General features: G+C 61.9%; 25 protein-coding genes and 2 tRNA genes. 4 read left to right on the top strand and 23 right to left on the bottom strand.

The window, feature by feature from the left end:
• Positions 1-9 precede the first annotated feature (9 nt).
• On the top strand, positions 10-897 hold the full coding sequence (gene ypfJ / locus BM177_RS04570) for a KPN_02809 family neutral zinc metallopeptidase (protein ID WP_091678627.1): 888 nt from the start codon (positions 10-12) through the stop codon (positions 895-897).
• Between the two features lie 74 nt (positions 898-971).
• Here the strand turns inward: ypfJ and BM177_RS04565 are convergent, their stop codons facing one another.
• Entirely contained in the window at positions 972-1,742 is a 771-nt protein-coding gene (locus BM177_RS04565) for a DUF1499 domain-containing protein (RefSeq protein WP_091678625.1), read from the bottom strand.
• A gap of 411 nt (positions 1,743-2,153) precedes the next feature.
• On the opposite strand from BM177_RS04565, the gene BM177_RS04560 reads away from it, so the two are divergent.
• Complete coding sequence (locus BM177_RS04560) at positions 2,154-2,351, top strand: hypothetical protein (RefSeq protein ID WP_091678622.1); 198 nt, start codon at positions 2,154-2,156, stop codon at positions 2,349-2,351.
• Between the two features lie 255 nt (positions 2,352-2,606).
• Positions 2,607-3,488, top strand: coding sequence for a metallophosphoesterase (locus tag BM177_RS04555; protein WP_342028889.1), 882 nt, complete (start codon positions 2,607-2,609; stop codon positions 3,486-3,488).
• Between the two features lie 85 nt (positions 3,489-3,573).
• Here BM177_RS04555 and BM177_RS04550 read toward each other — a convergent pair whose 3' ends face one another.
• Positions 3,574-4,215 (bottom strand): L,D-transpeptidase, encoded by a 642-nt coding sequence (locus tag BM177_RS04550; RefSeq protein WP_244532110.1) that lies wholly within the window; start codon positions 4,213-4,215, stop codon positions 3,574-3,576.
• A gap of 296 nt (positions 4,216-4,511) precedes the next feature.
• On the opposite strand from BM177_RS04550, the gene BM177_RS04545 reads away from it, so the two are divergent.
• Complete coding sequence (locus tag BM177_RS04545) at positions 4,512-5,441, top strand: histone deacetylase family protein (RefSeq protein WP_091678614.1); 930 nt, start codon at positions 4,512-4,514, stop codon at positions 5,439-5,441.
• Between the two features lie 7 nt (positions 5,442-5,448).
• Here the strand turns inward: BM177_RS04545 and ribB are convergent, their stop codons facing one another.
• From ribB to BM177_RS04440, 21 genes are all read right to left on the bottom strand, one after another.
• Positions 5,449-6,531, bottom strand: a complete 1,083-nt coding sequence (ribB, locus tag BM177_RS04540) for a 3,4-dihydroxy-2-butanone-4-phosphate synthase (RefSeq protein WP_091678610.1) — start codon at positions 6,529-6,531, stop codon at positions 5,449-5,451.
• A gap of 136 nt (positions 6,532-6,667) precedes the next feature.
• On the bottom strand, positions 6,668-7,780 hold the full coding sequence (locus BM177_RS04535) for an NAD(P)H-dependent flavin oxidoreductase (RefSeq protein WP_244532109.1): 1,113 nt from the start codon (positions 7,778-7,780) through the stop codon (positions 6,668-6,670).
• 54 nt (positions 7,781-7,834) lie between these two features.
• Positions 7,835-8,956 (bottom strand): chorismate synthase, encoded by a 1,122-nt coding sequence (aroC, locus tag BM177_RS04530; protein ID WP_091678606.1) that lies wholly within the window; start codon positions 8,954-8,956, stop codon positions 7,835-7,837.
• Positions 8,957-8,985: 29 nt separating this feature from the next.
• Complete coding sequence (locus tag BM177_RS04525; protein WP_091678603.1) at positions 8,986-10,653, bottom strand: ribonuclease J; 1,668 nt, start codon at positions 10,651-10,653, stop codon at positions 8,986-8,988.
• A gap of 49 nt (positions 10,654-10,702) precedes the next feature.
• Positions 10,703-11,488, bottom strand: a complete 786-nt coding sequence (locus tag BM177_RS04520; protein WP_091678598.1) for a biotin--[acetyl-CoA-carboxylase] ligase — start codon at positions 11,486-11,488, stop codon at positions 10,703-10,705.
• A gap of 26 nt (positions 11,489-11,514) precedes the next feature.
• Positions 11,515-12,948 carry an NADH-quinone oxidoreductase subunit NuoN gene (gene nuoN / locus BM177_RS04515; RefSeq protein ID WP_091678595.1) on the bottom strand — a complete coding sequence of 478 codons (1,434 nt, stop codon included), beginning with the start codon at positions 12,946-12,948 and terminating at the stop codon, positions 11,515-11,517.
• 69 nt (positions 12,949-13,017) lie between these two features.
• Complete coding sequence (locus BM177_RS04510; protein WP_091678593.1) at positions 13,018-14,544, bottom strand: NADH-quinone oxidoreductase subunit M; 1,527 nt, start codon at positions 14,542-14,544, stop codon at positions 13,018-13,020.
• Positions 14,544-16,643 (bottom strand): NADH-quinone oxidoreductase subunit L, encoded by a 2,100-nt coding sequence (gene nuoL, locus BM177_RS04505; RefSeq protein ID WP_091678592.1) that lies wholly within the window; start codon positions 16,641-16,643, stop codon positions 14,544-14,546. The genes BM177_RS04510 and nuoL overlap by 1 nt, the downstream gene beginning before the upstream one ends.
• Positions 16,644-16,649: 6 nt before the next feature.
• Positions 16,650-16,958, bottom strand: coding sequence for an NADH-quinone oxidoreductase subunit NuoK (gene nuoK, locus BM177_RS04500; RefSeq protein WP_091678591.1), 309 nt, complete (start codon positions 16,956-16,958; stop codon positions 16,650-16,652).
• A gap of 45 nt (positions 16,959-17,003) precedes the next feature.
• Positions 17,004-17,612 (bottom strand): NADH-quinone oxidoreductase subunit J, encoded by a 609-nt coding sequence (locus tag BM177_RS04495; protein WP_091678590.1) that lies wholly within the window; start codon positions 17,610-17,612, stop codon positions 17,004-17,006.
• Positions 17,613-17,700: 88 nt separating this feature from the next.
• Positions 17,701-18,189, bottom strand: a complete 489-nt coding sequence (nuoI, locus tag BM177_RS04490) for an NADH-quinone oxidoreductase subunit NuoI (protein WP_091678588.1) — start codon at positions 18,187-18,189, stop codon at positions 17,701-17,703.
• Between the two features lie 25 nt (positions 18,190-18,214).
• Positions 18,215-19,243: an NADH-quinone oxidoreductase subunit NuoH gene (nuoH, locus tag BM177_RS04485; RefSeq protein WP_091678585.1), complete on the bottom strand. Its 1,029-nt coding sequence runs from the start codon at positions 19,241-19,243 to the stop codon at positions 18,215-18,217.
• 4 nt (positions 19,244-19,247) lie between these two features.
• On the bottom strand, positions 19,248-21,311 hold the full coding sequence (gene nuoG, locus BM177_RS04480) for an NADH-quinone oxidoreductase subunit NuoG (RefSeq protein ID WP_091678582.1): 2,064 nt from the start codon (positions 21,309-21,311) through the stop codon (positions 19,248-19,250).
• Between the two features lie 90 nt (positions 21,312-21,401).
• Complete coding sequence (gene nuoF / locus BM177_RS04475) at positions 21,402-22,712, bottom strand: NADH-quinone oxidoreductase subunit NuoF (RefSeq protein WP_091678580.1); 1,311 nt, start codon at positions 22,710-22,712, stop codon at positions 21,402-21,404.
• A gap of 9 nt (positions 22,713-22,721) precedes the next feature.
• On the bottom strand, positions 22,722-23,417 hold the full coding sequence (gene nuoE / locus BM177_RS04470) for an NADH-quinone oxidoreductase subunit NuoE (RefSeq protein ID WP_091678576.1): 696 nt from the start codon (positions 23,415-23,417) through the stop codon (positions 22,722-22,724).
• Between the two features lie 81 nt (positions 23,418-23,498).
• Entirely contained in the window at positions 23,499-24,689 is a 1,191-nt protein-coding gene (locus BM177_RS04465; RefSeq protein WP_091678573.1) for an NADH-quinone oxidoreductase subunit D, read from the bottom strand.
• Between the two features lie 55 nt (positions 24,690-24,744).
• Positions 24,745-25,359, bottom strand: a complete 615-nt coding sequence (locus tag BM177_RS04460) for an NADH-quinone oxidoreductase subunit C (protein WP_091678570.1) — start codon at positions 25,357-25,359, stop codon at positions 24,745-24,747.
• Between the two features lie 116 nt (positions 25,360-25,475).
• A complete protein-coding gene (locus tag BM177_RS04455; protein WP_425284365.1) occupies positions 25,476-26,039 on the bottom strand; it encodes a NuoB/complex I 20 kDa subunit family protein in 564 nt (187 codons plus the stop codon).
• Complete coding sequence (locus BM177_RS04450) at positions 26,030-26,395, bottom strand: NADH-quinone oxidoreductase subunit A (protein ID WP_091678566.1); 366 nt, start codon at positions 26,393-26,395, stop codon at positions 26,030-26,032. The genes BM177_RS04455 and BM177_RS04450 overlap by 10 nt, the downstream gene beginning before the upstream one ends.
• Before the next feature lie 254 nt (positions 26,396-26,649).
• Positions 26,650-26,726 (bottom strand) — tRNA-Asp (locus BM177_RS04445).
• Positions 26,727-26,837: 111 nt separating this feature from the next.
• A tRNA-Val gene (locus tag BM177_RS04440) sits at positions 26,838-26,913 on the bottom strand.
• Between the last annotated feature and the right edge of the window lie 30 nt (positions 26,914-26,943).

Here is a 26,943-nt window from a genome sequence, read left to right as displayed (position 1 = left end):
GAGCAGCTCATGAGGTGGGAAGATTATCGCCGTTCCGACAATGTCGAGGACCGGCGCGCCGACGGCGGCGGCGGCGGATCGATGTTCGGCGGCTCCGGCAATCTCGGCTTCGGCGCTGTCGTCGTGCTGGGACTAATCGGATGGGCGCTCGGGATCGATCCAAGGATCTTGATCAGCGGCGGCGCCATGCTCGCCAATCATGCGTCGAAAGCGACCCAAAGCGAGCCTGCCCGGCAGGGGCCGACAGCCGCGCCCACGGATCAGATGGGACAATTCGTGGCCGCGGTCCTGGCCGAGAACGAAGACGTCTGGTCGGAAATTCTGCCCGAGCAAAAAGGCGTCGCCTATGTCAAGCCGAAGCTCGTTCTCTATAGCGGCGGAACCCGCTCGGCGTGCGGAGGCGCGAGCGCCGCAATGGGGCCGTTCTATTGCCCGAACGACCAGAAGGTCTATCTCGACACGGCGTTCTTCCGCGAGATGAAGCAGCGGCTCGGCGGCGGCGGCGATTTCGCCTACGCCTATGTCATCTCACATGAAATCGGTCACCATATCCAGAATCTGCTGGGGATCTTGCCGAAGGTGCAGCGCGCCCAGGCGAGGGCGTCGAGCAAGGGACAGGCGAACGCGCTTTCCGTGCGGGTCGAATTGATGGCGGATTGCCTCGCCGGAGTCTGGGCCGCCCACGCCCAGCAAAAATATCAAATCCTTCAGCCGGGGGATATCGAGAAGGCGGTCGCGACGGCGCAGGCGATCGGCGATGATCAGCTGCAAAAGGCGGCCCAGGGCTATATCGTGCCGGATTCCTTCACTCACGGCTCATCGGCGCAGCGCCAGCAATGGCTGAACGCCGGGTTGAAGTCCGGCGATGTCGATTCCTGCAACACGTTCGCGCAATAGCGTTCTGACAGAACTTGGAGCATAGTCCGATTGGATGGAAATCAATCCAATCGGACTATGCTCCAGGCCAGTGCTTATTTTTTGTCGACCTGCGTCTCCAGCGCCGACTCGAAGACCCCTATCGTATTTTGATTGGCCCCGAAATCGTAACGGTCAAAGCGCGACACCGAACGCACGTCCACCCGCGTCTGCCCGGCGAGCGGCCTGATTCTCAAAGTCACATCGATCGGAAATCCCAGCATGAAGCTGCGGGCGATGGCGTCGACATGGCCGATTCCGGAGCGGCCTCCCGGAGGCGTCTGCTCCACAATGCGCCAGCCCACGGCGGCGATCGCCTTCAAGATCGCGGCATAGGCCTCATGAACGTCAAGATCGAGCAGGATAGGCTGGATTTGCGGATAGAGATGAGCCTGGCCGGCTCGAACCGATGCGGCGATATCTCGGGGGGTGGCGTCTCCCCGCGCGGCCTGGGCCGGGCGAGATAATGAAAAAGCCGGTGGATCCACAAGATCGGTGGTGAGATCCGCGACGGCGGCCCTGCGCGGCGTCATCAGAAGATAGACCGGATAGGCCAGAAGCAGCACGGCGAGGCCAAGTCCTGCGAAAGCGGCCCCCGCGCCCTTCGCGCCGCTCCTCCAGATCACGACGAAAGCCAGACACGCGCACAGAACCGAGGCAATGGCGGCGCCGGCGGCCCCGCCCAATATCGCGAACGCGGCGGCAGGATCGAGGCCGCTGCGGGCGGCGCCAATTCCAATGATTGCGACGACCAGAGCAAACAACGCCAGGCGGCGGCTGATCACCGCCGACTTCGCATAGGGTTCTTCGATGATCAGGCGGCGCAATCGCCGCTCCTTCCGAAAGCGCCGCCCCGCCTCGTTCCGATAGGAGACAGACCGTCAGCGCCGGGGCGAGCCGGCTTTTTCGTAAATCCGGTCACGTTAATTTGTCCCAACCGCTTTTCTCCGAATTGTTCAGAATCCTTTCAGATTCCGCAGGCGTAAATAGCTCTAGTCCGAGCGCCCCGAACCGGCCAGCGCTGCGAAGATGCGGATCGTGATGAAGCGGATCTTAGCTCCGCGCAAGCGAGATCGAGATAATGGGTGATTTCACACAGCCAGGCGAGGACACATGTTTCTTAATGCGTTCACGGCTTTCAATCGGCCGGAAGGTTAGAGGGCATTAACTTCCCGGCCGCATGATGATCTGATCCGCAACACGCGTTCCATTCACACTTGTAAAAGAAGAGCACGCCGATGACCGAGCAAACGACAGCCTCAGAAACCAAAACCTCCAGGAATGGCCCCCGCGACCTTCTCTCCCGTCTTTACCGCGAGATTGGTATCTCGGCGGTGGCAGCGGCTCTGGAATCATCGGCGCGCGAGCCGAAAAAGACCGCGCCGGTCGCTCCCGCTGAATTTCCCGCGTTCTTGCGCGACGACCGCGCTGCCTAGAGCATATTCCGATCGGATTGAATCAATCCAATCGATAAGAATATGCTCAAGTCTTTGACTCCGGAGCGATTTTTGATCGATCGCATGACTTCATGCGATCGGAAAGCGCTCTAAGGCCGGCCTACCGCCGCGAACGCCGGGGCAAGACAAGAGCCAGCCAAGTTTTCGGTTGGCTCTTTTCTGCTTTTAGGTTAAACAATTCTTATGTCTATTGTCAGCCGCCGGGCTTTTATACAAGGGGCTGGCGCTTTCGCCTTGGCGACGGGCGGCTTGGGATCTTACGCGTTCGCGCTGGAGCCCGGCTTTCGCCTGATCGTAAAACCTTATGACATTGCGCCGCCGCATTGGCCGAGACGCTTCGCGCTCAAGGCTGCGGTTTTGGCCGACATCCACGCCTGCGTCCCATGGATGCCGGCGTCGCGGGTTCGCGCCATCGCGGAGCGAACCAACGCGCTCGCGCCCGACATTATTTTCCTTCTCGGCGATTTCAGCGGAGGGCATTCGCGCTTCACGGAACCGGTCATGCCGGAGGAATGGGGAGAGGCGCTTTCCATTCTGAGAGCCCCGCTCGGCGTCTATTCGATCCTCGGCAATCATGACTGGCGGCACGGGGTCTTGCCCCATGTTCCGAGCGATGACGCCCAGGGCGTGCGCCGCGCCCTGGTGAATGCGGGAATCACCGTTCTGGAAAACGACGCGGTGCGCCTGCAAAAGGAAGGGCAGCCGTTTTGGGTGGCGGGGCTCGGCGACCAATTGTCGGGACCGCGCGCCTCGGGCCTTTACCGGGGCTGCGACGATCTGCCCGGAACCTTGGCCCGCATCACGGATCGCGCCCCGGTGATTTTGCTGGCGCATGAACCGCAAATCTTCAGGCGCGTGCCAGACCGCGTCTCGCTGACGCTCGCCGGGCATATGCATGGCGGCCAGGTGGTTCTTCCCCTAATCGGCTCGCCCTTGTCGCACCCGCGTTTCGGTCTTGGCTACACTGATCTTCTTTACGGCCATATCGTGGAAAACGAACGTCACCTCATTATCTCGGGCGGGCTGGGAACGTCGCATGTGCCGATTCGATTTCTGCAGCCGCCGGAAATCGTCGAGGTGAACATCGGACCCGCGACAAGCCGGCCTCTGGCTTAGCGGCGCCGGGGTCGTTGAGATATTTATCTTTATAGTTCAGTATTATGCGCGCCTTATTTAAGGCTCTTAATCCGCGCTGGAGCGCCTATTTTACAATGACTTTCGTGCCGACCTTGACGCGATTGTATAGATCGATCGCATCGATATTGGTCATGCGGATGCATCCGGACGAAACTCCCGTACCGATCTTGCCAGGCTCGTTGGTGCCGTGAATGCGATAAAGCGTGTCGACATTGTCATGGTAAAGATACATCGCTCGGGCCCCCAACGGATTTCCCGGGCCGCCCGGCAGGCCGCCCGCCTCAGCGGTCGGGCGAAGATGCGGCCAACGTTCGAGCATCTCGGCTGGCGGCATCCAGCGCGGCCATTCGGACATGCGCCCGATCACCGCCGTCCCCGTCCAGCCGAACGCCTCCGACCCGACGGCGACCCCATAGCGAATGGCCTTTTTGTCCGGTTCGACGAAATAAAGATGCCTGGCTTTGGTGTCGACGACGATCGTTCCGGGAGGCTCGCCGGTAGGATCGTCCACTTTGTAGCGCTTGTAATCGGCGTCCAGTTCAAAGTCGGGCGCCGAAGCCAGCAATTGGGCGTCCTTGTCCGACAATGACGGGTCAGGGACCGAGGAAAAAGTGCATGCCGACACGGAAAGCGCCGCCATGACCAGGGCGGCCGCCAAAATCGGCCACCGGACCCGGACAAGCGCAGTCATCGGACAACCCGTCATGGCGCTCACTCCAAAGGAGGCACTCCCTGTCTCGATACTTGAACGAAACGATCCTGGCCACGAGAACCTCTCGAACCAAGACATAAAGTAATATATTATATAGTGTTATTAACTTATTGTAATTACATAATATTATAGCCTATGAATATACTAAGCCCGGTCGGCGTTCGCAGCAGGAACATTCTGCCTGTGGCTCAAATGGAACATGCCGCCGACGACAAGGATGTGTGCTAGATCGATAGTCGACTTCGCCGGCCCCTGTCATCGGCGGAGGAGATCAAGCAAGGAAAGCCCTCTTGACGACGCTCTTTTTCAGCCATCCTTCGAGTCTGGAGCACGATACGGGACCAGGTCATCCCGAACGCTCCGATCGCATCCGCGCGATCGAGCGCGCCATCGAAGCCGAGCGTTTCAACAAGCTGCTTCGCCGACTTTCGCCCGGACACAACCGCGAAGCCATTCTGCGGGTCCATCCCCAGCCATATGTCGAGGCGATCGAGACCGCCGCGCCGAAAGAGGGACGTATTCATCTCGATCCGGACACCGTCATGAGTCCTGGCACGATGGAGGCGATCGCGTTTGGCGTCGGCGCGGTCGTCGCCGCGGTGGATGCTGTGATTGCAGGCGAGGCGACCAATGCTTTCGTCGCGACTCGGCCGCCGGGGCACCACGCGGAGCGCAGCCAGGCGATGGGATTCTGCTTTTTCAACAATGCCGCGATAGCGGCGCGCCATGCCCAGGCCGCGCACGACCTCGAACGAATCGCCATCGTTGATTTCGACGTTCATCACGGCAACGGAACGCAGGACATTTTCTGGTCGGACGCATCGGTGCTGTACGCCTCGACCCATCAGATGCCGCTGTTTCCGGGCTCCGGCGCCGCGAGCCAGTGCGGCGACCACGACAATATCGTCAATGCGCCGTTGCGGGCGGGCGATGGCGGCGACGCTTTCCGATCGGCGATGGAGTCCGTGATCCTTCCGCGAATTGACGCGTTCGCTCCCGATCTCATCGTCATTTCGGCCGGATTCGACGCCCACCGCCACGACCCGCTGGCTCAGCTCAAATTGGTGGAGGAAGACTTCGTTTGGGTGACGGAGCGGTTGATGGACGTCGCGCAGCGCCGGGCCAGAAGCCGCGTCGTCTCCGTTCTCGAGGGCGGGTATAATCTGGACGCCCTCGCCCCTTCCGCAGCGGCGCACATCGGCGCGCTGATGGAGGCGTGAGTCGCCGCTATTCCAGGCCTTCGCTCGACGTAATCTCGATGCCGAATCCCGACAGGCCGACATAAGTCAGGGTCGTCGAGGTGCGAAGCCGGATCGACGAGATCCCGAGATCGCGCAGGATCTGAGCGCCAAGGCCGACCTCCCGCCAGGCCTTGGTTCTCTGGGCCTCGGACTCCGTGTCGGCCGCGCCGGCGACGTTGAGGGGAACGCCGGCCGTTCCGTCCCGCAAGAAGATAAAGACGCCGCGTCCATGCTCCTTGAACGCGGCGAATGTCTTGCGGATGTTTTCCGGGCCCGCGCTTGCGATCAGGTCCGCGATAATGTCGACGCGGTGCAACCGTGTCGGAATATCCCGCCCGTCGTCGATATCGCCCTGAACGAAGGCGAAATGCTGCACCTGATCGAACGGCGTCATATAGGCGTAACCCATGAGCGGCCCGCACGGCCCTTCGACCGGAAAGCTGCCGACGCGCTGGACGATTTTCTCACGGGCCTGGCGGTAGGCGATCAGTTCGGCGACCGATATTCGCTTCAAATTATGATTTTTCGCGAACGCCTCGATTTGCGCGCCGGCCATCACGCTGCCGTCGTCATTGGCGAGTTCGCAGATGACGCCGACCGGCGGAAGCCCAGCAAGGCGGCAGAGATCGACCGCGGCCTCGGTATGGCCGCTGCGCATCAGGACGCCGCCCTCTTTCGCGATCAGGGGAAAAACATGCCCAGGCCGGACAAAATCGCTCGCGCCCATGTTGCCATTGGCCAAGGCGCGAACCGTATTGCTGCGCTGTTCGGCGGAAATGCCGGTCGTCAACCCATGCCGCGCATCGACCGACACCGTGAAGGCGGTGCCGTGAGGAGCATCGTTCGTGGCCACCATCGGCTGAAGGTTCAATCGTTTGGCGTCGGCCGCGGTGATCGGCGCGCAGACAATTCCGCAGCAATTGCGGATGATGAACGCCATTTTTTCCTGGCTGCACAGGGAAGCCGCGCAAATCAGATCGCCTTCGTTCTCGCGGTCATCGTCATCGGTGACGATGACGATTTCTCCGCGTCCGATCGCGGCGATGGCTTCCGTCACCGAATGAGTCATCGGGACTCGCACTTTCGTTAGAAGAAAATCAATCGGCTGCTCGCGTCGGCGCTCGTGACGCCGCCGCGGCGCTTCCGATTTGCAGCCTTGAAGTAGGCCGCCGAACGTTGCTTGACAACCTTGCGCGGCTGTTTCGTCACGGCAGAAGCGCCAGAGCTTCGTTCCATATCCGCCCGACGAAGCTGGCGGCCGGCTCGGCGCGCGCCAAAGCTGCGCCCTGCCCCGCCCAGGCCTGCATCCGACTGAGATCGCCGGCGCGGAGCGCCTCGTCCCGCATCGCCTGGGTCAGGCCGCGCTGAACCGGGTATGGCGCCGGTCGCGCGGCGGACTTGCCAGCGGCCGCCTGAACATAGGCGTTGTCGACCGCTCGCCCGGCGCGTCCGCTGAAGGCGCGCGTCAGCACCGTCTCTTCGGGTTCGAGATCGCTCAAGGCCGCCGCCCAGGCGGGATGGATCCCTGCCTCGGGACAACGCAGAAACCCGGTTCCGATCTGGACCGCCGATGCGCCAAGGGTCAGCGCCGCCGCAACCCCGCGCCCGTCGCCGACGCCCCCCGCCGCAATCAGCGGAATTGCGAGTCTGTCCGCGAGCCGCGGCAACAACGCAAATAGTCCCGCGCCCTGACGCTCGGCTCCATCCGGATCGAAGGCGCCGCGATGCCCCCCGGCCTCGACTCCCTGAGCGACGATCGCGTCGGCTCCCGCCTCCTGCGCCAGGAGCGCCTCGCCCAGGGTGGTGGTGCAGGCGAACCAGGCGACCCCGCGCTGTTTCAACTTCGCGACAAAATCCGCCGGGAAAACGCCCATAATTGAGGAAACGACAGTCGGCCCCGCGGCAAGCAGAGCGGCGCATTGCGCGTCGAAGTCCGGCGGACGGGCGTTCCCGGCGTCGGGCGCAGGAACCGGGCCCCAATCTTCGAGGAAGCGCCGGACCTTCGTTTCAGCTTCGGCGTCGCGCACCGGGGGCGAGTCGGGAATCCAGAGGTTGAGCTGGAACGAGCCGTTGCTCCCGGCGCGAACCTCCTTCGACCATGCGGCGATGGCGGCGGGGCTGCTCAGCAAGGCCCCCATAGCTCCCATGCCTCCGGCGTTGGCGACAGCGATGGCGAGCGAGGTCGGCGAAGCGCCCGCCATGGGCGCCTGCAAGATCGGAACTTGCATCCCGTAAGCCTCGCAGAACGTTCGCGCCCGCGCCAGAGCTGGCGAGCGCGCCGCCGCAACGGCCCAAGTCGCGGCCCTGTTATCGGTCACGCTGGTTTCCTTTCAAGCGCGGCTTTCATCTGCCTGAGCCCGCGATGGCCTGCTTCACGTTTTATCCGTGAACGGCCAGCCCGGTTCGGCGCCGATCTGGCCGCGATGGCGCAAAAACTGGTCGGCCAGAACGCAAGCCACCATGGCCTCGCCGACGGGAACCGCGCGAATTCCGACGCAAGGATCGTGACGGCCCTTGGTCGCGATCTCAGTCTCGGCTCCGGCCCGATCGACCGTTCGGCGCGGCTGAAGGATCGACGACGTCGGCTTGACGGCGAAACGCGCGACAATGGGTTGCCCTGTCGAAATGCCGCCCAGAACGCCGCCCGCGTGATTGGACAGGAACAGAGGCGCGCCATCGCGGCCCAATCGCATTTCGTCGGCGTTTTCCTCGCCCGAAAGAGCCGCGGCGGCGAACCCCTCGCCGATCTCGACGCCTTTGACCGCGTTGATCGACATCAGCGCGCTCGCCAATTCTGAGTCGAGCTTGCCGTAGAGCGGCGCTCCCCATCCGGCTGGCGCGTTTTCGGCCACGATCTCTATGACGGCGCCGATCGACGATCCGGCCTTGCGCACGCCGTCGAGATAGTCCTCGAAGAACGCCGCCGCCGTGGCGTCGGGGCAGAAGAACGGGTTGCGCAGCGCCTCGTCCCAGTCCCAGTTCGCGCGGTCGATCTTGTGTGGCCCCATCTGGACGAGCGCGCCGCGAACGTGAACCGGCCTGATGATCTTGCGCGCGACGGCGCCCGCGGCGACGCGGGCCGCCGTCTCCCGCGCGGAGGAACGGCCGCCGCCGCGATGATCGCGAACGCCGTATTTTTGATCATAGGTGAAGTCGGCGTGGCCGGGCCGGTAGGCGTCCTTGATGGCGGCGTAATCCTTGGAGCGCTGATCCGTGTTTTCGATCAGCAGCGTGATCGGAGTTCCCGTCGTGACCTGGCGGCCCGAGGCGTCGTCGCGAAACACGCCGGAGAGAATCTTGACCTCGTCGGCTTCCTGCCGCTGTGTCGTGAAACGGGTGAGGCCCGGGCGGCGTTTTTCGAGAAACGCCTGGATGTCGGCGGCTTCGAGGGCGATTCGAGGCGGACATCCATCAATGACGCAGCCGATCGCCGGCCCATGGCTTTCGCCGAAGGTCGTCACGCGGAAAAGGTGGCCGATCGTATTGTGCGACATGGATTGCCGGTCAGTTTCCAGTCATCAGATCAGACTTCGACCACGAGGACATGAACCACCGGACGCTTGCCCCAAGCCGAGGAGATGGCGTGGCGTACGGCCTTTTCGAGCGCATTCGAGACGACGTCCGCGTCGCGGCGCTTTTGCCGCGGCAATTGTTCGAATGTCTGAAACAGCGCGTCGTCGACGATCGCGTCCATGGCGGCTCCGTCGCGCGTCTTGGCGGGCATCCCGGCGGTCATGACGTCGGGGACCCCCGCCAGATCGCCCTTCGCGGTCACCGCCAGGGCGATCGTCACAATGCCCGACACGGAGAGCTTCTGACGCGTGCGAAGCGCCTCGTCGCCGGTGGAGACGAAGGCGTTGCCGTCCTTGCACAGACGGCCATGAGCCGCCTCTCCGATAACGCCCGGATTGCCTGGCGCCAGCAGGACAATATCGCCGTCACGCGCCTTGACGATATGCTCGACCCCGAACCTCGCCGCGAAAGCGGCATGTTCGGAGAGGTGTATTTCCTCGCCGTGGGCGGGGATCGCGATCCTCGGCTTCGTCCAGCCGTAGAGCTGCTCGACCTCGCCGCGGCGGGGATGCCCCGAGGCGTGAACCAGCGCGTTCCTGTCGGTGATCACCTCGTATCCCGAACGGATGAGATTGTTGACGATGCGGCCGACCTCCCGTTCATTGCCCGGAATGGTCCGCGACGAAAAAATCACCTTGTCGCCTGGATTGAGCGACACCACGGGATGTTCGTTTTCCGAGATGCGCGCGATCGCGGCTCTGCCTTCGCCCTGACTTCCGGTCGCGATCAGCACGACCTTGTCGCGCGGCAGATGCGGGAAGGATTCCACGGTTCGAAATTCGGGAATGCCGTCGAGATAGCCGCAGTCGCGCGCGACGCCGACGACGCGCTCCATCGCGCGCCCGACGAGCACAACGTCGCGCCCCGCCGCCATCGCCGCTTCCGCGACGGCCCGGATGCGCGCGACATTGGAGGCGAAGGTCGTTACGACCACCCTGCCCTTCGCGTTGGCGATGATCTCGCGCAGCGTCCTGCCGACGTCGCCTTCGGACGGGCTCACGCCGTCGCGCAGGATATTTGTCGAATCCGAGATCAGCGCGAGAACGCCTTCCTCGCCGATCTCGGTCAGCCGTTTGGCGTCGGTTGGCTTGCCAAGGCCCGGCTCGTGATCGATTTTCCAGTCGCCGGAATGGAGAACGACGCCGAGGGGGGTGCGAATGGCGAGCGAACAGCTTTCGGGTATCGAATGCGCCATGGCGACAAACTCGACCTCGAAAGGACCAATTCCGATGGTCGCTCCTTGCGCGACCACTGCGATCGGAACTTCCGGCGCCCCGGGCTCAGAGAGACGCTTGGCCTGAAGCAGTTCGGCCGCGAATCGCGTCGCGTAAAGCTGGCACCCGAAGCGCGGCCAAAGATCGGCGATGGCGCCGATATGATCCTCATGCGCATGGGTGATGACGAGGCCGACGAGATCCTTCTTCATCTTTTCGATGAAGCTCGTATCCGGCACGATGAGGTCGATGCCGGCGAGATCTGGTCCCGCGAACGCGACGCCGCAATCGACCATCAGCCACTTCATGCGGCCCTTTGCTCCGTAGCCGTAGAGCGCGAGGTTCATTCCGATCTCGCCGAGGCCTCCGAGCGGCACGAAGACGAGTTCGGCCTCTTCATTCATCTGTCATCGCTCGCCTGGAGCTCCTGTTGTCGACCAGTCATCATAATCCCTACAATCCTGCGCGGGCGCCGCCCGGCTGCGCGAGAAGAAATACGTCGCCAGCCTCCACCAAGACCTCGACCGGCCCGCAATCAAGGACAAGTCGCCCCGTTTCGTCGATCGTCCGGAAAACGCCTTCGAGAGGCCCGGTGGGCCGCGCCACTTTGACCGGTTTGCCGATTCCCGCAGCAAGCGAAAGCCAGCGCTCCCGAATCGAGGCGAAATCGCCGCCCTGCCGCCAGACGCCCAGCCAATAGACCATTTGCGCCGACAGCTGCTCGAATAATGTCTCCGGCGCGGAAATTTTACCCAAGATTACGCCAAGATCCGTCGTTTTATACAGTGCGTCGTTTGGGTGGGAATTGCAATTGACGCCAACTCCGGCGACGCAGGCGAGCCGTCCGTCGGGCAGATGGGCGCTTTCAAGAAGAATGCCCGCGAGTTTCGCGCCGGCAAAGAGAATATCGTTCGGCCATTTGATGGCGAGCCGAGAATCGCCAGCGAGAATTTCGCGCAGCGCCTCCGCAAGAGCGACGCTGACGACAAATCCAAGCTCGGCGGCCTGACACGCCGGCGCCGGATCGATCAGTAAGAGGCTCGCATAAAGATTGCCAGGGGGGGAGGACCAGTTTCGTCCGTTTCGTCCCCGCCCGCCGCTCTGCGTTTCAGCGACGACCCAGAGCTGGCCCTGATCGCCGGCGCGCGCGCGGCTTAACGCCTCATCATTTGTGGAAACCAGCTGATCATGCAGCGCCAGCCGGAAGTTCTTATCATGGGCGGAGCCGGCGAGACGCAACAGTGAACCACCAGCCTGGCCGAAAATCAGAACAAGGATTTAGCCGCCGCCGTGGTAGCGGCGATAAAACCACCCGGATATGCAAACAACAACAGCACGAGAAGGCCGCTCGTCGCAAGCACGACGCGCAGAGCGGGCGGGGCTTTGTCGAACGCTTGCGCGGGTTCGTCAAAATACATCACTTTGACAATGCGCAGATAGTAATACGCCGCCACCGCGCTTGAGAGCACCCCGATGACGGCGAGCGGGTAAAGCTCCGCCTGAATCGCGGCGTTGAAGACGTACCATTTGGCGAAGAACCCTGCGAGCGGAGGGATGCCCGCCAGCGAGAACATCATGACCGCGAGAAAGAAAGCCATCACGGCGTCGGTCCGGCCGAGGCCGGACAGGTCGGCGATGTTCTCGACGCTTTTGCCGTCAATGCGCATCGCCAGAATGGCGGCGAACGCGCCAAGCGTCATGACGAGGTAGATCGCCATATAGGCGAGCACGCCGGAAACGCCCGCTTCGCTGGCCGCCGCAAGGCCTACGAGGGCGAAGCCGATATGTCCGATCGACGAATAGGCCATCAGGCGCTTGATGTTGGTCTGGCCAATCGCCGCGAAGGCGCCGAGCGCCATCGAAAGGATTGAAATGAAAACGATGATTTGCCGCCATTGGGCGGCGGCGGCCGGGAATGCAGTCATGACGATGCGCACGGTGACGGCGACGGCGGCCATTTTCGCCGCCGAGGCGAAGAAAGCCGTCACCGGAGTCGGCGCCCCTTCATAGACGTCCGGCGTCCACATGTGGAAAGGAACCGCCGACATCTTGAAGGCGAGACCGGACAAGAGGAAAACGAGGCCGAAGACGACGCCAAGGGAGGGCGCGCCGCGCAACGCCTCGGCGATGCCCGAAAACGTTAAGGTTCCGGAGAAGCCGTAAAGCAGCGAAGCGCCATAGAGCAGCATCCCCGACGACAAAGCCCCGAGGACGAAATATTTGAGGCCCGCCTCGGACGCCCTCAGGTCGCCGCGGTCAAAGCTCGCGAGGACGTAGAGGGCGAGCGACATCAGTTCGAGGCCGAGATAGAGCGACAGGAGGCTGGAGGCCGAAATCAGCATTAGCATCCCAAGCGTCGCCAGAACGACGAGGATGGGAAATTCGAACTTGTCGATCCGTTTGCGCGCGAGAAAGTCCTGCCCCATCACCAGCGTGACAAGCGCCCCGACGAGAGTCAGCACCTTCATGAAACGGCCAAAGCCGTCGTCGATGAAGGCTCCGTCAAAGACGACCGCGGTCGTGTGGGAGCCAAGCAGGATGGTGACGATCGCAAGGCCAAGCAGGCCCACCGCGATCTCTGTCGCCGGCCCATCCGAATCAGTGCCCCGGAGCGCGCCGAAAAGCACCAGGCCGAGGACGCCGAACGCCAGAATCACTTCCGGCAGGCTATGCGCGAGGGCGAAGGACAAGGGCGCCATTTCAATCAGCTTTCAGAAGTTTTGACCGTTGGGAGTTGGATGCGGATCAGGCGGACGCCGGAGCCTCGGTCATTTGAACGCGGCCTGTTCGAGGGCCAGCGCGGCGGTCTTGGTCGTCGCGATGGCGGCGTCGTAATTCCTGATCAGCGCCGTGATCGAACTTGCGGAGCTGTCGAGGACCGGGCCGGGATGAATTCCGTAATAGATCGTCAGCGCGACCAGCGGCGCGAGCAGCGCGACTTCGCGCGGAGACAGATCGAGAATTGTCTGGAGAGACGGCTTGTCGAGCACTCCAAAAATAACCCGCCGGTACAAGTAGAGCGCGTAGGCGGCCGAGAGGATGACGCCGGTCGTCGCAAAAAACGCGACCCAGCTGTTGACCCTGAATGCGCCGAGAAGGGTCAAGAACTCGCCGATGAACCCCGAGGTTCCGGGCAATCCGACATTGGCCATCGTGAACACCATGAACGCGACCGCGTACAGCGGCATCCGCGCGACGAGGCCTCCGTAGGCCGCGATGTCGCGGGTGTGCATCCGGTCGTAGACGACGCCGACGCACAGGAACAGCGCCCCCGACACGAGCCCATGGGAAACCATCTGAAAGACCGCTCCCTGCACGCCCTGTTGCGTCATGCTGAACAGTCCCATCGTCACGAAGCCCATATGCGCCACCGAGGAATAGGCGATAAGCTTCTTCATATCCTCCTGCACAAGCGCGACGAGCGAGGTGTAGATGATCGCAATGATCGACATCGCGAAGACCAGCGGCGTGAAATAGGCGGAGGCGTCCGGAAACATCGGGAGCGAAAAACGGATGAAACCGTAGCCGCCCATCTTGAGCAGGATCCCGGCGAGGATGACCGAGCCTGCGGTCGGAGCCTCGACGTGCGCGTCGGGAAGCCAAGTATGAACCGGCCACATCGGCATCTTGACGGCGAGGGAGGCGAAAAACGCCAGCCACAGCCATTTCTGCATGGACGCGGGAAAGCTGGTCTTCAACAGGACGGTGATGTCCGTCGTGCCGGCGACGCCGTACATCGCCATGATCGCCAGCAGCATGAGCAGCGATCCGGCCAGCGTGTAGAGGAAGAATTTGAAACTCGCGTAGACACGGCGTTTGCCGCCCCAGATCCCAATGATCAGGAACATCGGGATGAGCCCGCCCTCGAAGAACAGGTAGAACAGCACCAGGTCGAGTGCGGAAAAGACCCCAAGCATCAAGGTTTCAAGGACAAGAAACGCGATCATGTATTCCTTGACCCGATGGTCAATGGATTTCCAGGACGCCGCAATGCAGAACGGCATCAGGAACGCCGTGAGCACCAGGAAGGGCATCGACAGGCCATCGACTCCCAGCTTGTACACAAGGCCTGCGCCGAACCAGCCTTTTTCTTCGACGAGCTGAAACGCCGCCGAGGACGAATCGAATCGCGCGTAGGCGACGAGAGAGAGGATAAACACGATGACGGTCGTGCCGAGCGCCGCCCAGCGCGCATTTTCGAGGGTGGCTTCGTCATCGCCGCGCAGCGCGAGAATGAAGGCGGCGCCGACCAGAGGAAGGAAAACGATGCAGGAGAGAATCCCGAAACCGAACATTAGCGGAGCCCCCAAACAGCGTACCAGGTGATCACGGCCGCCACGCCAACGAGCATCGCAAAGGCGTAATTGTAGATGTAGCCGGTTTGCAGCTTGACGGCGCGGCCAGTGACGTCGATCACGCGCGCCGCGACGCCGTCAGGTCCAAGTCGGTCGATGATGGCACCGTCGCCCCCCTTCCAGAACAGCCGGCCGAGCCAGAATGCGGGACGCACGAAAATCTTGTCGTAAAGCTCGTCGAAGTACCATTTGTTGAGCAGGAACCGGTAAAGCGCGGGCATGGCGTTCGCAAGCCGCGCCGCCGTTCCCGGCGCGAGAATATAGACGTAGAGGGCGGTCAGGAACCCGACCACCATCAGGAGCGTCGGCGCCTGTTTGGCGAGTTCTGGAATATGCTCCATCTCTTCAAGGATATGGTTGCCGGGACCGAAATAGAGCGAGTTCTTCCAGAACTCCGCGACCCCTTCGCCGATGAAATAATTGTGGAAGATAAAGCCCGCGAACAAGGCGCCGAGAGCGAGGACGCCCAGCGGCGCCAGCATGGTGATCGGCGATTCGTGCGGGTCGAGATGATGGGACTCATGTCCATGGGCGTCATGCGCATGACTTGAGTCGCCATGACTCGCATCACCATGCGAATCAAACGCATGCGCATCGTGTCCATGAAGATCGTGGGCCGGCGCGGTTGCGCTATGATCATGACCGGCGACGACAGGCGAGGCGTCTTCGATGGAATGTGCGTCCCCCGCCCATTGTTTGGGGCCGAAGAAGGTCATGAAAACGAGCCGCCAAGAATAGAACGATGTCAGCCCGGCCGCCACCGTGGTCATCAGATATCCGTAGGAGGCGCCGAACCGGTCCGAGGCGTAGGAGGCTTCGATGATGGCGTCTTTGGAAAAATATCCGGAGGTCAGCGGAAACCCCGTCAAAGCCAAAGTGCCGATCGTCATCATGGCGAAGGTGAAGGGGATGTTCCGCCACAGGCCGCCCATTTTGCGCATGTCCTGCTCGTGATGCATGGCGACGATCACCGAGCCTGCTCCGAGGAACAAAAGCGCCTTGAAAAAGGCGTGCGTGAAAAGGTGGAAAATGCCGAGCGAATATCCACCGACGCCAAGGCCGACGAACATGTAGCCAAGCTGGGAGCAGGTCGAATAGGCGATGACGCGCTTGATGTCGTTCTGGACAAGGCCGACGGTCGCGGCGAAAAACGCCGTCGTCGCGCCGATGATGGTGACGAAAGACAGCGCCGCAGGTGCCTGCTCGAAGATCGGCGAGAGTCTCGCCACCATGAATACGCCGGCCGTGACCATGGTCGCGGCGTGGATCAGCGCGGACACGGGCGTCGGGCCTTCCATGGCGTCCGGCAGCCAGGTGTGCAGCAGGATTTGCGCGGACTTTCCCATCGCGCCCATGAACAAGAGCAGCGACGCAAGCGTCAGGGCGTCCATGTCGGCGCTGAAAATATGGATCGTCTTGTGGGCGAGGCCCGGAGCCGCCGCGAAAATCTGCTCGAAGGAGACAGAATTGGTCAGCGTGAAGACGAGGAAAATTCCGAGCGCGAATCCGAAATCGCCGACGCGGTTGACGACGAAGGCCTTGATCGCCGCGGCGTTGGCCGAGGGCTTCTCATACCAGAACCCGATCAGCAGATAGGAGGCGAGGCCGACGCCCTCCCAGCCGAAGAACATCTGGACCAGATTGTCGGCCGTCACCAGCATGAGCATGGCGAACGTGAAGAGCGACAGATAAGAAAAGAAGCGAGGCCGGCAGGGATCCTCATTCATGTAGCCGACCGAATAAAGATGAACGAGCGACGAGACCGTCGTGACGACGATGAGCATCACCGCGGTCAGCGTATCGACGCGCAGCGACCAGTCGACCTTCAGAGCGCCCGAGGTGAACCAGTTGCCGAGCAATGACACGCTTTCCGGCGTGTCGCCGAGAGCGACGCTGAAAAAGACCACCCAGGACAGCGCGGCCGAGATGAACAGGAGGCTGGTGGTGACAATCTCGGACGGGCGATTGCCGAGGCGCCGGCCAAACGGCCCGGCGATCAGGAACCCGAGGAGCGGAAGGAAAACGATTGCCGCGTACATATCGGCTCAGCCCTTCATCATGTTGATGTCGTCGACCGCGATCGACCCTCGATTTCGGTAATAGGACACGAGAATGGCGAGTCCGATGGCCGCCTCCGATGCGGCGACCGTCAGGATGAACAGGGCGAAGACCTGCCCGGTCAGGTCACCGAGGAAGGCCGAAAAAGCGACGAGATTAATGTTCACCGACAGCAAGATCAGTTCGACAGACATCAGGATGACGATGATGTTTTTGCGGTTCAGAATGATGCCGCAAATGCCGAGAAAGAACATGATCGCGGCGACCACCAGATATCTAGAAAGTGAAATCATCATCTTGATCTCCGCGCGCCGCGTCTGGTTTCCTGATGCATGCCCGCCTCAAACGCCTTGCCGTGACGGCACTTTGCGAATTTCAACCGCCTCGGCCGGGGTGCGCGCATTCTGCGCCGAGACGTCCTGACGTTTGACGCCGACCTTGTGTTGAAGGGTCAGGACGATAGCGCCGATCATGGCGGTCAGCAGAATGAAACCGGCGGCCAGGAAGAGGTAGACATATTGCGTGTAAAGCACGCGCCCGAGCGCCATCGTGTTGGTCATGCCCGGGGGCGCCGGCGTCGTGACGCTGGCGATCGAGGAAGGCGCGATCGTCCAGACGCTGTCGACGAGAATGAGCTCGAACAGCACGATGACGCCAATCGTCGCGGCGAGCGGCAGATATTTCAGAACGCCCTGCTTCATCTCAGTGAAATCGACGTCGAGCATCATGACGACGAACAGGAACAGCACCGCGACGGCGCCGACGTAAACGATCAGAAGCAGCATCGCCAGGAACTCGGCGCCGAGCAGCAGAAACAGCCCCGCCGCATTGAAGAAGGCGAGGATGAGGAACAGCACCGAATGCACCGGGTTGCGGCTCGAAATCACCATGAACGCCGAGCCGATCATGATGGCCGAGAACAGGTAGAAAAAGAGTCCTTCAACATTCATGATCCGACCTCATCCGCAGTGCGCCGCGCGCTCGCATAGAGCGGCTGGCGGCGCGGCGTCAAAACGCTCAAACATCCGCACGACTTCATCACCGGTAAGGCGCGTCGAGCGCAATGTTGCGCGCGATTTCGCGTTCCCATCTGGCGCCGTTCTCGAGCAGCCGGTTCTTGTCGTAATAAAGCTCCTCGCGCGTTTCGACGGCGAATTCCGCATTCGGCCCTTCGACGATCGCGTCGACCGGGCAAGCTTCCTGGCAAAATCCGCAATAGATGCATTTGACCATGTCGATGTCGTAGCGGGTCGTGCGGCGCGTGCCGTCGTTGCGTCGCGGGCCCGCTTCGATCGTGATCGCCTGCGCCGGGCAGATCGCCTCGCACAGCTTGCAGGCGATGCAGCGCTCTTCGCCGTTTGGATAGCGGCGAAGGGCATGCTCGCCGCGATAGCGCGGCGATTGCGGATTCTTCTCGTGCGGATAGTTCAGGGTCGGCTTGGGTTTGAACATGTAACGCATCGACAGCATGAAGGCCCCGACGAATTCTGTCAGGAAAACCGACTTTGCGGCTTGATCGAGTTTCATGAGCGGTGCTCGCCTCTCCAGTTCGTCATTGCGCCATCCCCGCGCCCCAGCCGGTGAACTCAAGCACGCCCGCGACCAGCACGACCATGACCAGTGAAATCGGCAGGAAAACCTTCCATCCGAGCCGCATCAGCTGATCGTAGCGATAGCGCGGCACGAACGCTTTGACCATCGAGATCAGAAAGAAGATCGCGCAGACCTTCAGAAGGAACCAGATGACCCCAGGAACCTCGGTGAACGGGAAGAACGGGATCGGCGAGAGCCAGCCTCCGAGGAACAGGATCGTCATCATCGCGCACATCGTGATGATCGCGACATATTCCGACAGCATGAACAGCATGTAGGGAGTCGAGGAATATTCGACCATGAAGCCGGCGACGAGTTCGGACTCGGCCTCGACAAGATCGAAAGGCGGCCGGTTGGTTTCGGCCAGCGCCGAGATGAAGAAAATCACGAACATCGGAAACAGCGGCAGCCAGTACCATCCGAGCAGTCCGAACTTCGAATCCTGCGCGTTCACGATATCGCCGAGATTGAGCGAGCCGGCGCATAAAAGGACGGTGATGATGACGAAGCCGATCGAGACTTCATAAGAAATCATCTGCGCCGCCGAACGAAGCGCCGAGAGGAACGGATATTTGGAGTTGGACGCCCAGCCGCCCATGATGATTCCGTAGACGCTCAGCGACGACACCGCGAGAATATACAGAACGCCCACATTGATGTCCGCGATCGCCCAACCGTCTGCGACGGGGATCACCGCCCAAGCGGCGAGCGACAAAAGCCCCATCACGAAGGGAGCAAGCAGGAAAAGACCCTTGTTCGCGCCGTCCGGAATGACCGGCTCCTTGAACACGAACTTCAACATGTCGGCGAAGCTCTGGAAAAGCCCCCACGGTCCGACAACGTTCGGTCCGCGACGCAACTGCACCGCCGCCCAGATCTTGCGATCGGCGTAAAGGACATAAGCGATGAAAATCAGCAGGACGACGAGAAGGACGACGCTTTTCAGCAAGGTGATCAGCAACGCCAGGAACCAGCCAGTTTCCGCCATGGACTTACTCCGCCGCCTGCCGTTCGAAGTTCTGGGAAAGCGCCGAACATTCCGCCATCACCGCCGAGGCGCGCGCGATCGGATTTGTCAGATAGAAGTCGCGGATCGGCGAAACGAAGGGCGCAGTGCCGGGCGCGCCGCCCGCTGCAGCGAGCGCCCCGACGTCGAGCGCCTCGCCCGGAGCAATGAGATCGAGTTCGGCGAGATGAGGACTGGCGGCGAACAGCTGGGCGCGCAGGGCGCGCAGCGAGTCGAACGGCAGTTTGCGGCCGAGCGCCTCAGACAGGGCGCGCAGGATCGCCCAGTCCTCGCGCGCATCGCCGGGCGGAAAGTTGGCGCGGTCGGCCAATTGCGGACGCCCTTCCGTGTTGACGTAGATGCCGGGCTTTTCCGTGTAGGCCGCGCCCGGAAGAATGACGTCGGCGCGGGCGGCGCCGCGATCCCCGTGAGAGCCCTGATAGATGACGAACGCGCCAGGTTCAATATCGATCTCGTCAGCGCCGAGATTGAAGAGAACGTCGAGCGCGCCCGCTTTCGACATCGCCTTGGCGTCGAGACCGCCTTCTCCTGGTACAAAACCAAGATCCAGTCCGCCAACCCGCGCCGCCGCCGTGTGCAGGATGGCGAGGCCGTTCCAGCCGTCCTTGACGGCGCCCAGCGAAACCGCCGCCTTGGCGGCGAGCGCGAGGACCGCGAGACCGTCAGGCCGGGCGAGCGCCCCCTGCCCGATCAGCAGCATCGGCCGCTCCATTTTGGCCGGAGCATGGTCGGCGAAGGTCGCCAGAGTTTCAGGCCCGGCGCCGGGGTAGACATAATCATAGGTCAAATCCGCTTTTTCGCCGATGACGGCGACCTTGAAGCCGCCGCGCAGCCAGCGCTTGCGGATGCGCGCGTTCAGAACCGGAGCTTCCTTGCGGGGATTCGAGCCGATGATCATGAGGCCGTCGGCCTCGTCAATGCCGGCGATCGTCGGATTGAAGATGTAGCTCGCCCGGCCGAATTTCGGGTCGAGCTTGACGCCGTCCTGACGGCAATCGATTGAACGCGCGCCAAGAAGATCCATAAGGGATTTCAACGCGAACAGTTCCTCGACCGCGCAAAGATCGCCCGCGATCGCGCCGAGGCGCGAGGGGCTCGAAGCGCCGACCTTGGCGGCGATGATTCCGAAGGCCTCCTGCCAACTCGCCGCCCGCAATTTGCCGTTCTCGCGGACGTAGGGCCGATCGAGCCGGCGGGTCTTCAGCCCGTCGACAATCTGGCGGGTCTTGTCCGAGATCCATTCCTCGTTGACGGCTTCGTTGGTGCGCGGAAGGATTCGCATCACCTCACGTCCGCGCGTGTCGATCCGGATCGCGCTGCCTTGCGCGTCCATGACGTCAATCGATTCGGTCTTGACGAGCTCCCACGACCGCGCCTTGAACGAATAAGGTTTTGGCAGCAGCGCGCCGACCGGGCAGAGATCGGCGACATTGCCTTGCAGCTCCGATCGCATCGCGGTCTCGAGGTAGGTCGTGATCTCCATGTCCTCGCCGCGCCCGATCGCGCCCATGTCGCCGGTTCCGGCGACCTCGGCGGTGAAGCGCACGCAGCGGGTGCAATGAATGCAGCGGTTCATCGAGGTCCGCACCAGCGGGCCGATGTATTTGTCCTCGACCGCGCGCTTGTTTTCGATAAAGCGCGATCCGGCGAAGCCGAAGGCCATCGCCTGATCTTGCAGATCGCATTCGCCGCCCTGATCGCAGATCGGGCAATCGAGCGGATGGTTGATCAGCAGGAATTCCATCACGCCTTCGCGGGCCTTCTTGACCATCGGCGACTTCGTCAGCACGACGGGAAGCTCGCCGTTCGGACCGGGGCGGAGGTCGCGGACCGCGACGGCGCAGGAGGCCGATGGTTTGGGTGGGCCGCCCTTCACCTCGACAAGGCACATCCGGCAATTGCCGGCGATCGAAAGCCTGTCATGATAGCAAAACCGCGGAATCTCGGCGCCCGCCACTTCGCACGCCTGCAACAGCGTGTATTCCGGCGGGACATCGACTTCGACGCCATCAACGATCAGTTTGCTCATGCCCAGTCCTTAATGCGGCGGTTCGACAGGATCGAGTCCGGCTCAATCTTTTCCAATCAAGCGTCGAACCACAAACAATACCTTCGCCGCCTATTCCGCGGCCACGCCGAAATCCTTGACCGGTTCCGAATGCGGATTGGCCGAATATTGATCGATCCGCCGTTCGATTTCCGGACGGAAATGGCGGATGAGGCCCTGAACGGGCCAGGCGGCGGCGTCGCCGAGCGCGCAGATCGTATGCCCCTCGATTTGCGTCGTGACTTCGAGCAGCATGTCGATCTCGCGCTTTTGCGCGCGCCCTTCCGCCATCCGCGAGACGACGCGCCACAGCCAGCCGGTGCCCTCGCGGCAGGGCGTGCACTGGCCGCAGCTTTCGTGCTTGTAGAAATAGCTCAGTCTTGCGATCGCCCGGATGATGTCGGTCGATTTGTCCATCACGATGACGGCCGCCGTGCCAAGGCCAGATTTCAGATCGCGCAATGTGTCGAAATCCATCGCGGCGTCGATGATTTGAGCGGCCGGCACGCACGGCACGGAGGAGCCTCCGGGGATGACCGCGAGGAGATTGTCAGAGCCGCCGCGAACCCCGCCGCAATGCTTGTCGATCAGTTCGCGGAACGGAATCGACATCGCTTCTTCGACGTTGCAGGGCTTGTTGACATGGCCGGAGATGCAGAAAAGCTTGGTGCCGGCATTGTTCTTCGCGCCGAAGCCGGCGAACCACGCCGCTCCCCGTCGTAGAAGGGTCGGCGCGACCGCGATCGATTCGACGTTGTTGACGGTCGTCGGATTGCCGTAGAGGCCCATGTTGGCGGGAAAAGGCGGCTTCAACCGCGGCATTCCTTTTTTGCCTTCGAGCGACTCGAGGAGAGCCGTCTCCTCGCCGCAGATATAGGCTCCGGCGCCATGGTGAACGTAGATATCGAACGGCCAGCCGTGGACATTGTTCGCGCCGACCAGCCTCGCGGCGTAGGCCTGCTCGATCGCCGCCTCAAGCCGCTCCGCTTCGAGAATGTATTCACCGCGGATGTAGATGTAGCAGGCGTGCGCCTCCATCGCGAAACAGGCGATGAAACAGCCCTCGATCAGGAGCTGGGGATCATTGCGCATGATTTCCCGGTCCTTGCAGGTTCCGGGCTCGGATTCGTCGGCGTTGACGACAAGGTATGACGGCCGGGCCGGATCGGCTTTCGGCATGAAGGACCATTTGAGGCCGGTCGGAAAGCCAGCGCCGCCGCGGCCGCGCAGGCCCGAAGCCTTCATCTCGCTGATGATCCAGTCCTTGCCCTTGTCGATCAGGGTTTTTGTATTGTCCCAGGCGCCGCGCGACAGCGCGCCCTTGAGCCGCCAATCGCCATAGCCGTAGAGATTGGTGAAGATGCGATCCTTGTCCTCCAGCATCTTAAACCCTCACGATGGCTTCGGATCGGACGCGGAGTCCGAACCTGATGAGTGCACCCCGGGCGGCACATGGGGGAAGGACATCGGCCCGCTCCGGCCGTCCGCCCCGTAAAACGACGTCAGCGACGTCAACCCGCCGGCGGGCTCCGACGTGACCCGGCCTGTCTGCGAACCAATCTGAACCGGCCGCCCCGCTGCGAGGTCATCCAGCAATTTCTCGAAATTCTCGGGCGTCAGATCCTCGTAATAATCGTCGTTGATCTGGACCATCGGCGCGTTGCAGCAGGCGCCGAGGCATTCGACCTCCCGCCAGGAGAAATTCCCGTCCGCGGTCACCAAGGCCTCGTCTCCGACCCGTCTGCGCAGGACCGCCTTGATCGCGTCCGATCCCTCAAGCTGGCACGGCGTCGTGCCGCACATCTGGACATAGAAGCGTCCGACCGGCGCGAGATTGAACATCGTATAGAAGGTCGCGACCTCGAGAACGCGGATGTACGGCATCCCGAGCATGTTGGCGACCGCCTCGATCGCTGGCCGCGGCAGCCAGTAATCGTTCTGCTTTTGCGCCCGCCAGAGCAGCGAGATCACGGCCGAGGCCTGGCGTCCCTCCGGGTATTTCCGGATGATCTTTTCGCACCATTCCTCATTTTCGGGCGTGAACGCGAAAGACGCGGGTTGAAGTTCTGCAAGCCGGCGCACGGACATAGGCTTAACTCTTAAGGTTTGTTGGCGCAGCCGTCCCCGACAGGGGCGTGCGGCGCGCGGACCGCCGATTGGAAGCGAGCCTCACCGGTCGACCTCGCCGAAGACGATGTCAAGCGATCCAAGGATGGCGCTTACGTCCGCAAGCATGGATTTCCGGCAAAGGAAGTCCATCGCCGCGAGATGAGCGAATCCGGGCGCCCGGATTTTGCAGCGGTACGGCTTGTCGGTCCCGTCCGAGACGAGATAGACGCCGAACTCGCCCTTGGGCGCTTCAACGGCGCAGTACACTTCGCCGGCGGGGACATGGAAGCCTTCGGTATAAAGCTTGAAGTGATGGATCAGAGCCTCCATCGAGCGCTTCATCTCGGCCCGCGACGGCGGCACGACCTTGCCCTCCTTGGCGGCGACCGGTCCCTGCCCGTCCCTGGAACTCAGCTTTTCAAGGCATTGCTTCATGATCCGGACCGACTGGCGCATCTCCTCCATCCGGATCACCTGCCGGTCGTAATTGTCGCCGTGACGACCGACAGGGATGTCGAAATCCATCTCTTCGTAGCATTCATAAGGCTGGGATTTGCGCAGATCCCAGGGAGCGCCGGAACCACGCACCATCACGCCGGAGAAGCCCCAGCGCCAGCAATCCTCGAGGCTGATGACGCCGATATCGACGTTCCGCTGCTTGAAAATGCGGTTGTCGATGAACAGCGCCTGCAAATCGTCGCAGACTTTCAGGAAAGGATCGCACCAGGCGCCGATGTCATCGATCAGCTGTTGCGGAATGTCCATGTGGACGCCGCCCGGCCGGAAATAATTGGCGTGCAAGCGGGCGCCCGACGCCCGTTCATAGAACACCATGAGCTTTTCGCGTTCCTCGAAGCCCCAGACGGGGGGCGTCAGGGCGCCGACGTCAAGGGCCTGGGTCGTCAGGTTCAGGATATGAGACAGGATGCGGCCGATCTCGCAAAACAGAACCCGAAGCAATTGCCCGCGCCGCGGAACCTCGAGCTTCAGCAGTTTTTCAATAGCGAGGCAGAAGGCGTGCTCCTGATTCATCGGCGCGACGTAATCGAGCCGGTCGAAATAGGGCACATTCTGAAGATAGGTGCGCGCCTCCATCAGCTTTTCGGTGCCGCGATGGAGCAGGCCGATATGCGGATCGACCCGTTCGACGACTTCGCCGTCAAGCTCCAGGACGAGCCGCAACACGCCGTGCGCCGCAGGATGCTGCGGGCCGAAATTGATTGCGAAATTGCGGACGGGTTCTTCGCTCATGGGCGGGTCTTCAAACCAGGTTGCGCGTTGGCGGGGCGTTCGATCGCGGAGGGCCTCATTTCGGGTTCTGCGCCGCTTTCTCGTCGCCGGGCAGGACATAATCGACCGCGCCCTCCCAGGGCGACAGAAAATCAAAGGAGCGGAATTCCTGATTGAGCTGAACGGGTTCATAGACCACCCGCTTCTGCTCGTCGTCGTAACGAACCTCGACATAACCGGTCATCGGGAAATCCTTGCGCAGCGGATGCCCGTCGAAACCATAGTCGGTCAGCAGACGACGCAAATCCGGATGGCCGGTGAAAAGAACGCCGAAAAGATCGTAGGCTTCGCGCTCGAACCAGTTCGCGGCAGGGTAGAGTTCCGTGAGTGAGGCGATAGGAGTCGATTCGTCGGTTTTCACCTTCACCCGGATGCGCTCATTATGCCTCGGTGAAAGGAGGTGCGTCACCACATCGAAGCGTTGCGCGCGCTCGGGATAGTCGACTGCGGTGAGGTCGATGAACGATACGAAGAGACAGTCCGGATGATCGCGCAGATAAGTTACGGTCTCGATCAGGCGAAGAGGAGCGACCGTCAGCGTGAGTTCGCCATAGGCCGTCGAAATCTCCTCTACCGCGCCAGGCAAAGCCGACGAGATGAGGTCTGCGAGGTGCTTCAGATCCAAACCCATCCCAAGCCTTTCCGCTTCGATGGCCCGGCGGGTCTCCCCGGCCAGGACGGCGCATATGCAAGAGTCGTGCGAAGCAGCGCGCGATTGCCGCCCGCCCGGTTCGCGTCGCGCGCAGGCTAGCGTTCAATCGTACCCGTGCGGCGAATTTTCTTTTGTAGGAGCAGAACGCCGTAAAGCAGAGCCTCGGCGGACGGCGGGCAGCCGGGCACATAGATATCGACGGGCACGACCCGGTCGCAGCCGCGAACGACCGAATAGGAATAGTGATAATAGCCGCCGCCGTTGGCGCAGGACCCCATCGAGATCACATAACGCGGCTCGGGCATCTGATCGTAAACCTTGCGGAGCGCCGGGGCCATTTTATTGGTCAGCGTCCCGGCCACGATCATGACGTCGGACTGGCGCGGCGACCCGCGCGGCGCAAAGCCGAAGCGCTCAAGATCATAGCGCGGCATCGCGGCCTGCATCATCTCGACGGCGCAACAGGCGAGGCCAAACGTCATCCACATCAGCGAGCCGGTGCGCGCCCAGTTGATCAGTTCGTCGGTCGCCGTGACGATGAAGCCCTTGTCGGCGAGTTGATCATTGATGGACAGAAAGAATGGATCGTTGGCGGCGGCAAGCCGGCCGCCGGATCCGCCCGCGCCACCTTCATTCTGAATCAAAGGGGTCAATCCCATTCGAGCGCGCCCTTTTTCCATTCGTAGACGAAGCCGATGGTCAGAATGCCAAGGAAAATGATCATCGACCAAAATCCGAATGCGCCGATCTGCTTGAAGGCGACTGCCCAGGGGAACAGAAACGCGACTTCGAGATCGAAAATGATGAAGAGCAGGGACACGAGGTAGAACCTGATGTCGAACTGCATGCGGGCGTCGTCGAACGCGTTGAAGCCGCACTCATAAGCCGACAGCTTTTCCGGATCGGGCGCCTTGAAGGCGACCAGGAACGGCGCGACGAGCAATGCGCCCGAGATCAGGCCCGACACCGCCATGAAAACCACGAGCGGCAAATATTGTTCAAGAACGCTCGGCATGAAACGCCTCTTGCTGAAAGCTAAGGCCGGGGAACTGCGGAAAGCGACGATGCGCGATCCCTGCTCCAGTCACGTCGATCCGTATCGCACTGCAAAGGCCTGCGCAAGATGATGTTTTCAATAAAGCTCAAGCGGGGCCTTCGATGGGGTCGTTCGCTTGCGGGGAGCCTCACTCCGCCGATGGAGACGGCCGACGCGTCCGGTCGGCCGAGACCGTCAGGATGCAAGACGCGCTTTCTGATGCAGGGAGAAAGTGGCGAGAGAGACGGGACTCGAACCCGCGACCTCCGGCGTGACAGGCCGGCGCTCTAACCAACTGAGCTACTCCCCCGAAGGCTGCGTCCGAGGACCGCGCCGGGTTATGCCGGATAGGATAGGCTGACCGGCAAGTCAAGCGTTCCTGCAAGTTCAAGCGCGGTTCTATTCAGTTCGGCCTTGGATCTGGTGGGCGGTGACGGGCTCGAACCGCCGACCCTCTCGGTGTAAACGAGATGCTCTACCAACTGAGCTAACCGCCCGGCCAAAGCCTGTTCCGGCAAACGTGCGCC

It is taken from the genome of Methylocapsa palsarum (genome assembly GCF_900114285.1).
Lineage (GTDB): Bacteria > Pseudomonadota > Alphaproteobacteria > Rhizobiales > Beijerinckiaceae > Methylocapsa > Methylocapsa palsarum.
This window is presented reverse-complemented; position numbering and strand designations above follow the sequence as displayed.

What these genes read in the sequence shown, in the direction of transcription:
- BM177_RS04510 (WP_091678593.1), bottom strand. Translation starts at nt 14,544, where the DNA reads ATGTTCGGTTTCGGGATTCTCTCCTGCATCGTTTTCCTTCCTCTGGTC.
- BM177_RS04560 (WP_091678622.1), top strand. Translation starts at nt 2,154, where the DNA reads ATGACCGAGCAAACGACAGCCTCAGAAACCAAAACCTCCAGGAATGGC.
- nuoN (WP_091678595.1), bottom strand. Translation starts at nt 12,948, where the DNA reads ATGGCGCCCTTGTCCTTCGCCCTCGCGCATAGCCTGCCGGAAGTGATT.
- BM177_RS04450 (WP_091678566.1), bottom strand. Translation starts at nt 26,395, where the DNA reads ATGCCGAGCGTTCTTGAACAATATTTGCCGCTCGTGGTTTTCATGGCG.
- nuoK (WP_091678591.1), bottom strand. Translation starts at nt 16,958, where the DNA reads ATGATGATTTCACTTTCTAGATATCTGGTGGTCGCCGCGATCATGTTC.
- BM177_RS04525 (WP_091678603.1), bottom strand. Translation starts at nt 10,653, where the DNA reads ATGAATGAAGAGGCCGAACTCGTCTTCGTGCCGCTCGGAGGCCTCGGC.
- ypfJ (WP_091678627.1), top strand. Translation starts at nt 10, where the DNA reads ATGAGGTGGGAAGATTATCGCCGTTCCGACAATGTCGAGGACCGGCGC.
- ribB (WP_091678610.1), bottom strand. Translation starts at nt 6,531, where the DNA reads ATGACTCATTCGGTGACGGAAGCCATCGCCGCGATCGGACGCGGAGAA.
- nuoE (WP_091678576.1), bottom strand. Translation starts at nt 23,417, where the DNA reads ATGTCCGTGCGCCGGCTTGCAGAACTTCAACCCGCGTCTTTCGCGTTC.
- nuoL (WP_091678592.1), bottom strand. Translation starts at nt 16,643, where the DNA reads ATGTACGCGGCAATCGTTTTCCTTCCGCTCCTCGGGTTCCTGATCGCC.
- nuoG (WP_091678582.1), bottom strand. Translation starts at nt 21,311, where the DNA reads ATGAGCAAACTGATCGTTGATGGCGTCGAAGTCGATGTCCCGCCGGAA.
- BM177_RS04465 (WP_091678573.1), bottom strand. Translation starts at nt 24,689, where the DNA reads ATGAGCGAAGAACCCGTCCGCAATTTCGCAATCAATTTCGGCCCGCAG.
- BM177_RS04495 (WP_091678590.1), bottom strand. Translation starts at nt 17,612, where the DNA reads ATGAATGTTGAAGGACTCTTTTTCTACCTGTTCTCGGCCATCATGATC.
- BM177_RS04460 (WP_091678570.1), bottom strand. Translation starts at nt 25,359, where the DNA reads ATGGGTTTGGATCTGAAGCACCTCGCAGACCTCATCTCGTCGGCTTTG.
- nuoF (WP_091678580.1), bottom strand. Translation starts at nt 22,712, where the DNA reads ATGCTGGAGGACAAGGATCGCATCTTCACCAATCTCTACGGCTATGGC.
- nuoH (WP_091678585.1), bottom strand. Translation starts at nt 19,243, where the DNA reads ATGGCGGAAACTGGCTGGTTCCTGGCGTTGCTGATCACCTTGCTGAAA.
- aroC (WP_091678606.1), bottom strand. Translation starts at nt 8,956, where the DNA reads ATGTCGCACAATACGATCGGCCACCTTTTCCGCGTGACGACCTTCGGC.
- BM177_RS04455 (WP_425284365.1), bottom strand. Translation starts at nt 26,039, where the DNA reads ATGGGATTGACCCCTTTGATTCAGAATGAAGGTGGCGCGGGCGGATCC.
- nuoI (WP_091678588.1), bottom strand. Translation starts at nt 18,189, where the DNA reads ATGAAACTCGATCAAGCCGCAAAGTCGGTTTTCCTGACAGAATTCGTC.
- BM177_RS04550 (WP_244532110.1), bottom strand. Translation starts at nt 4,215, where the DNA reads ATGACGGGTTGTCCGATGACTGCGCTTGTCCGGGTCCGGTGGCCGATT.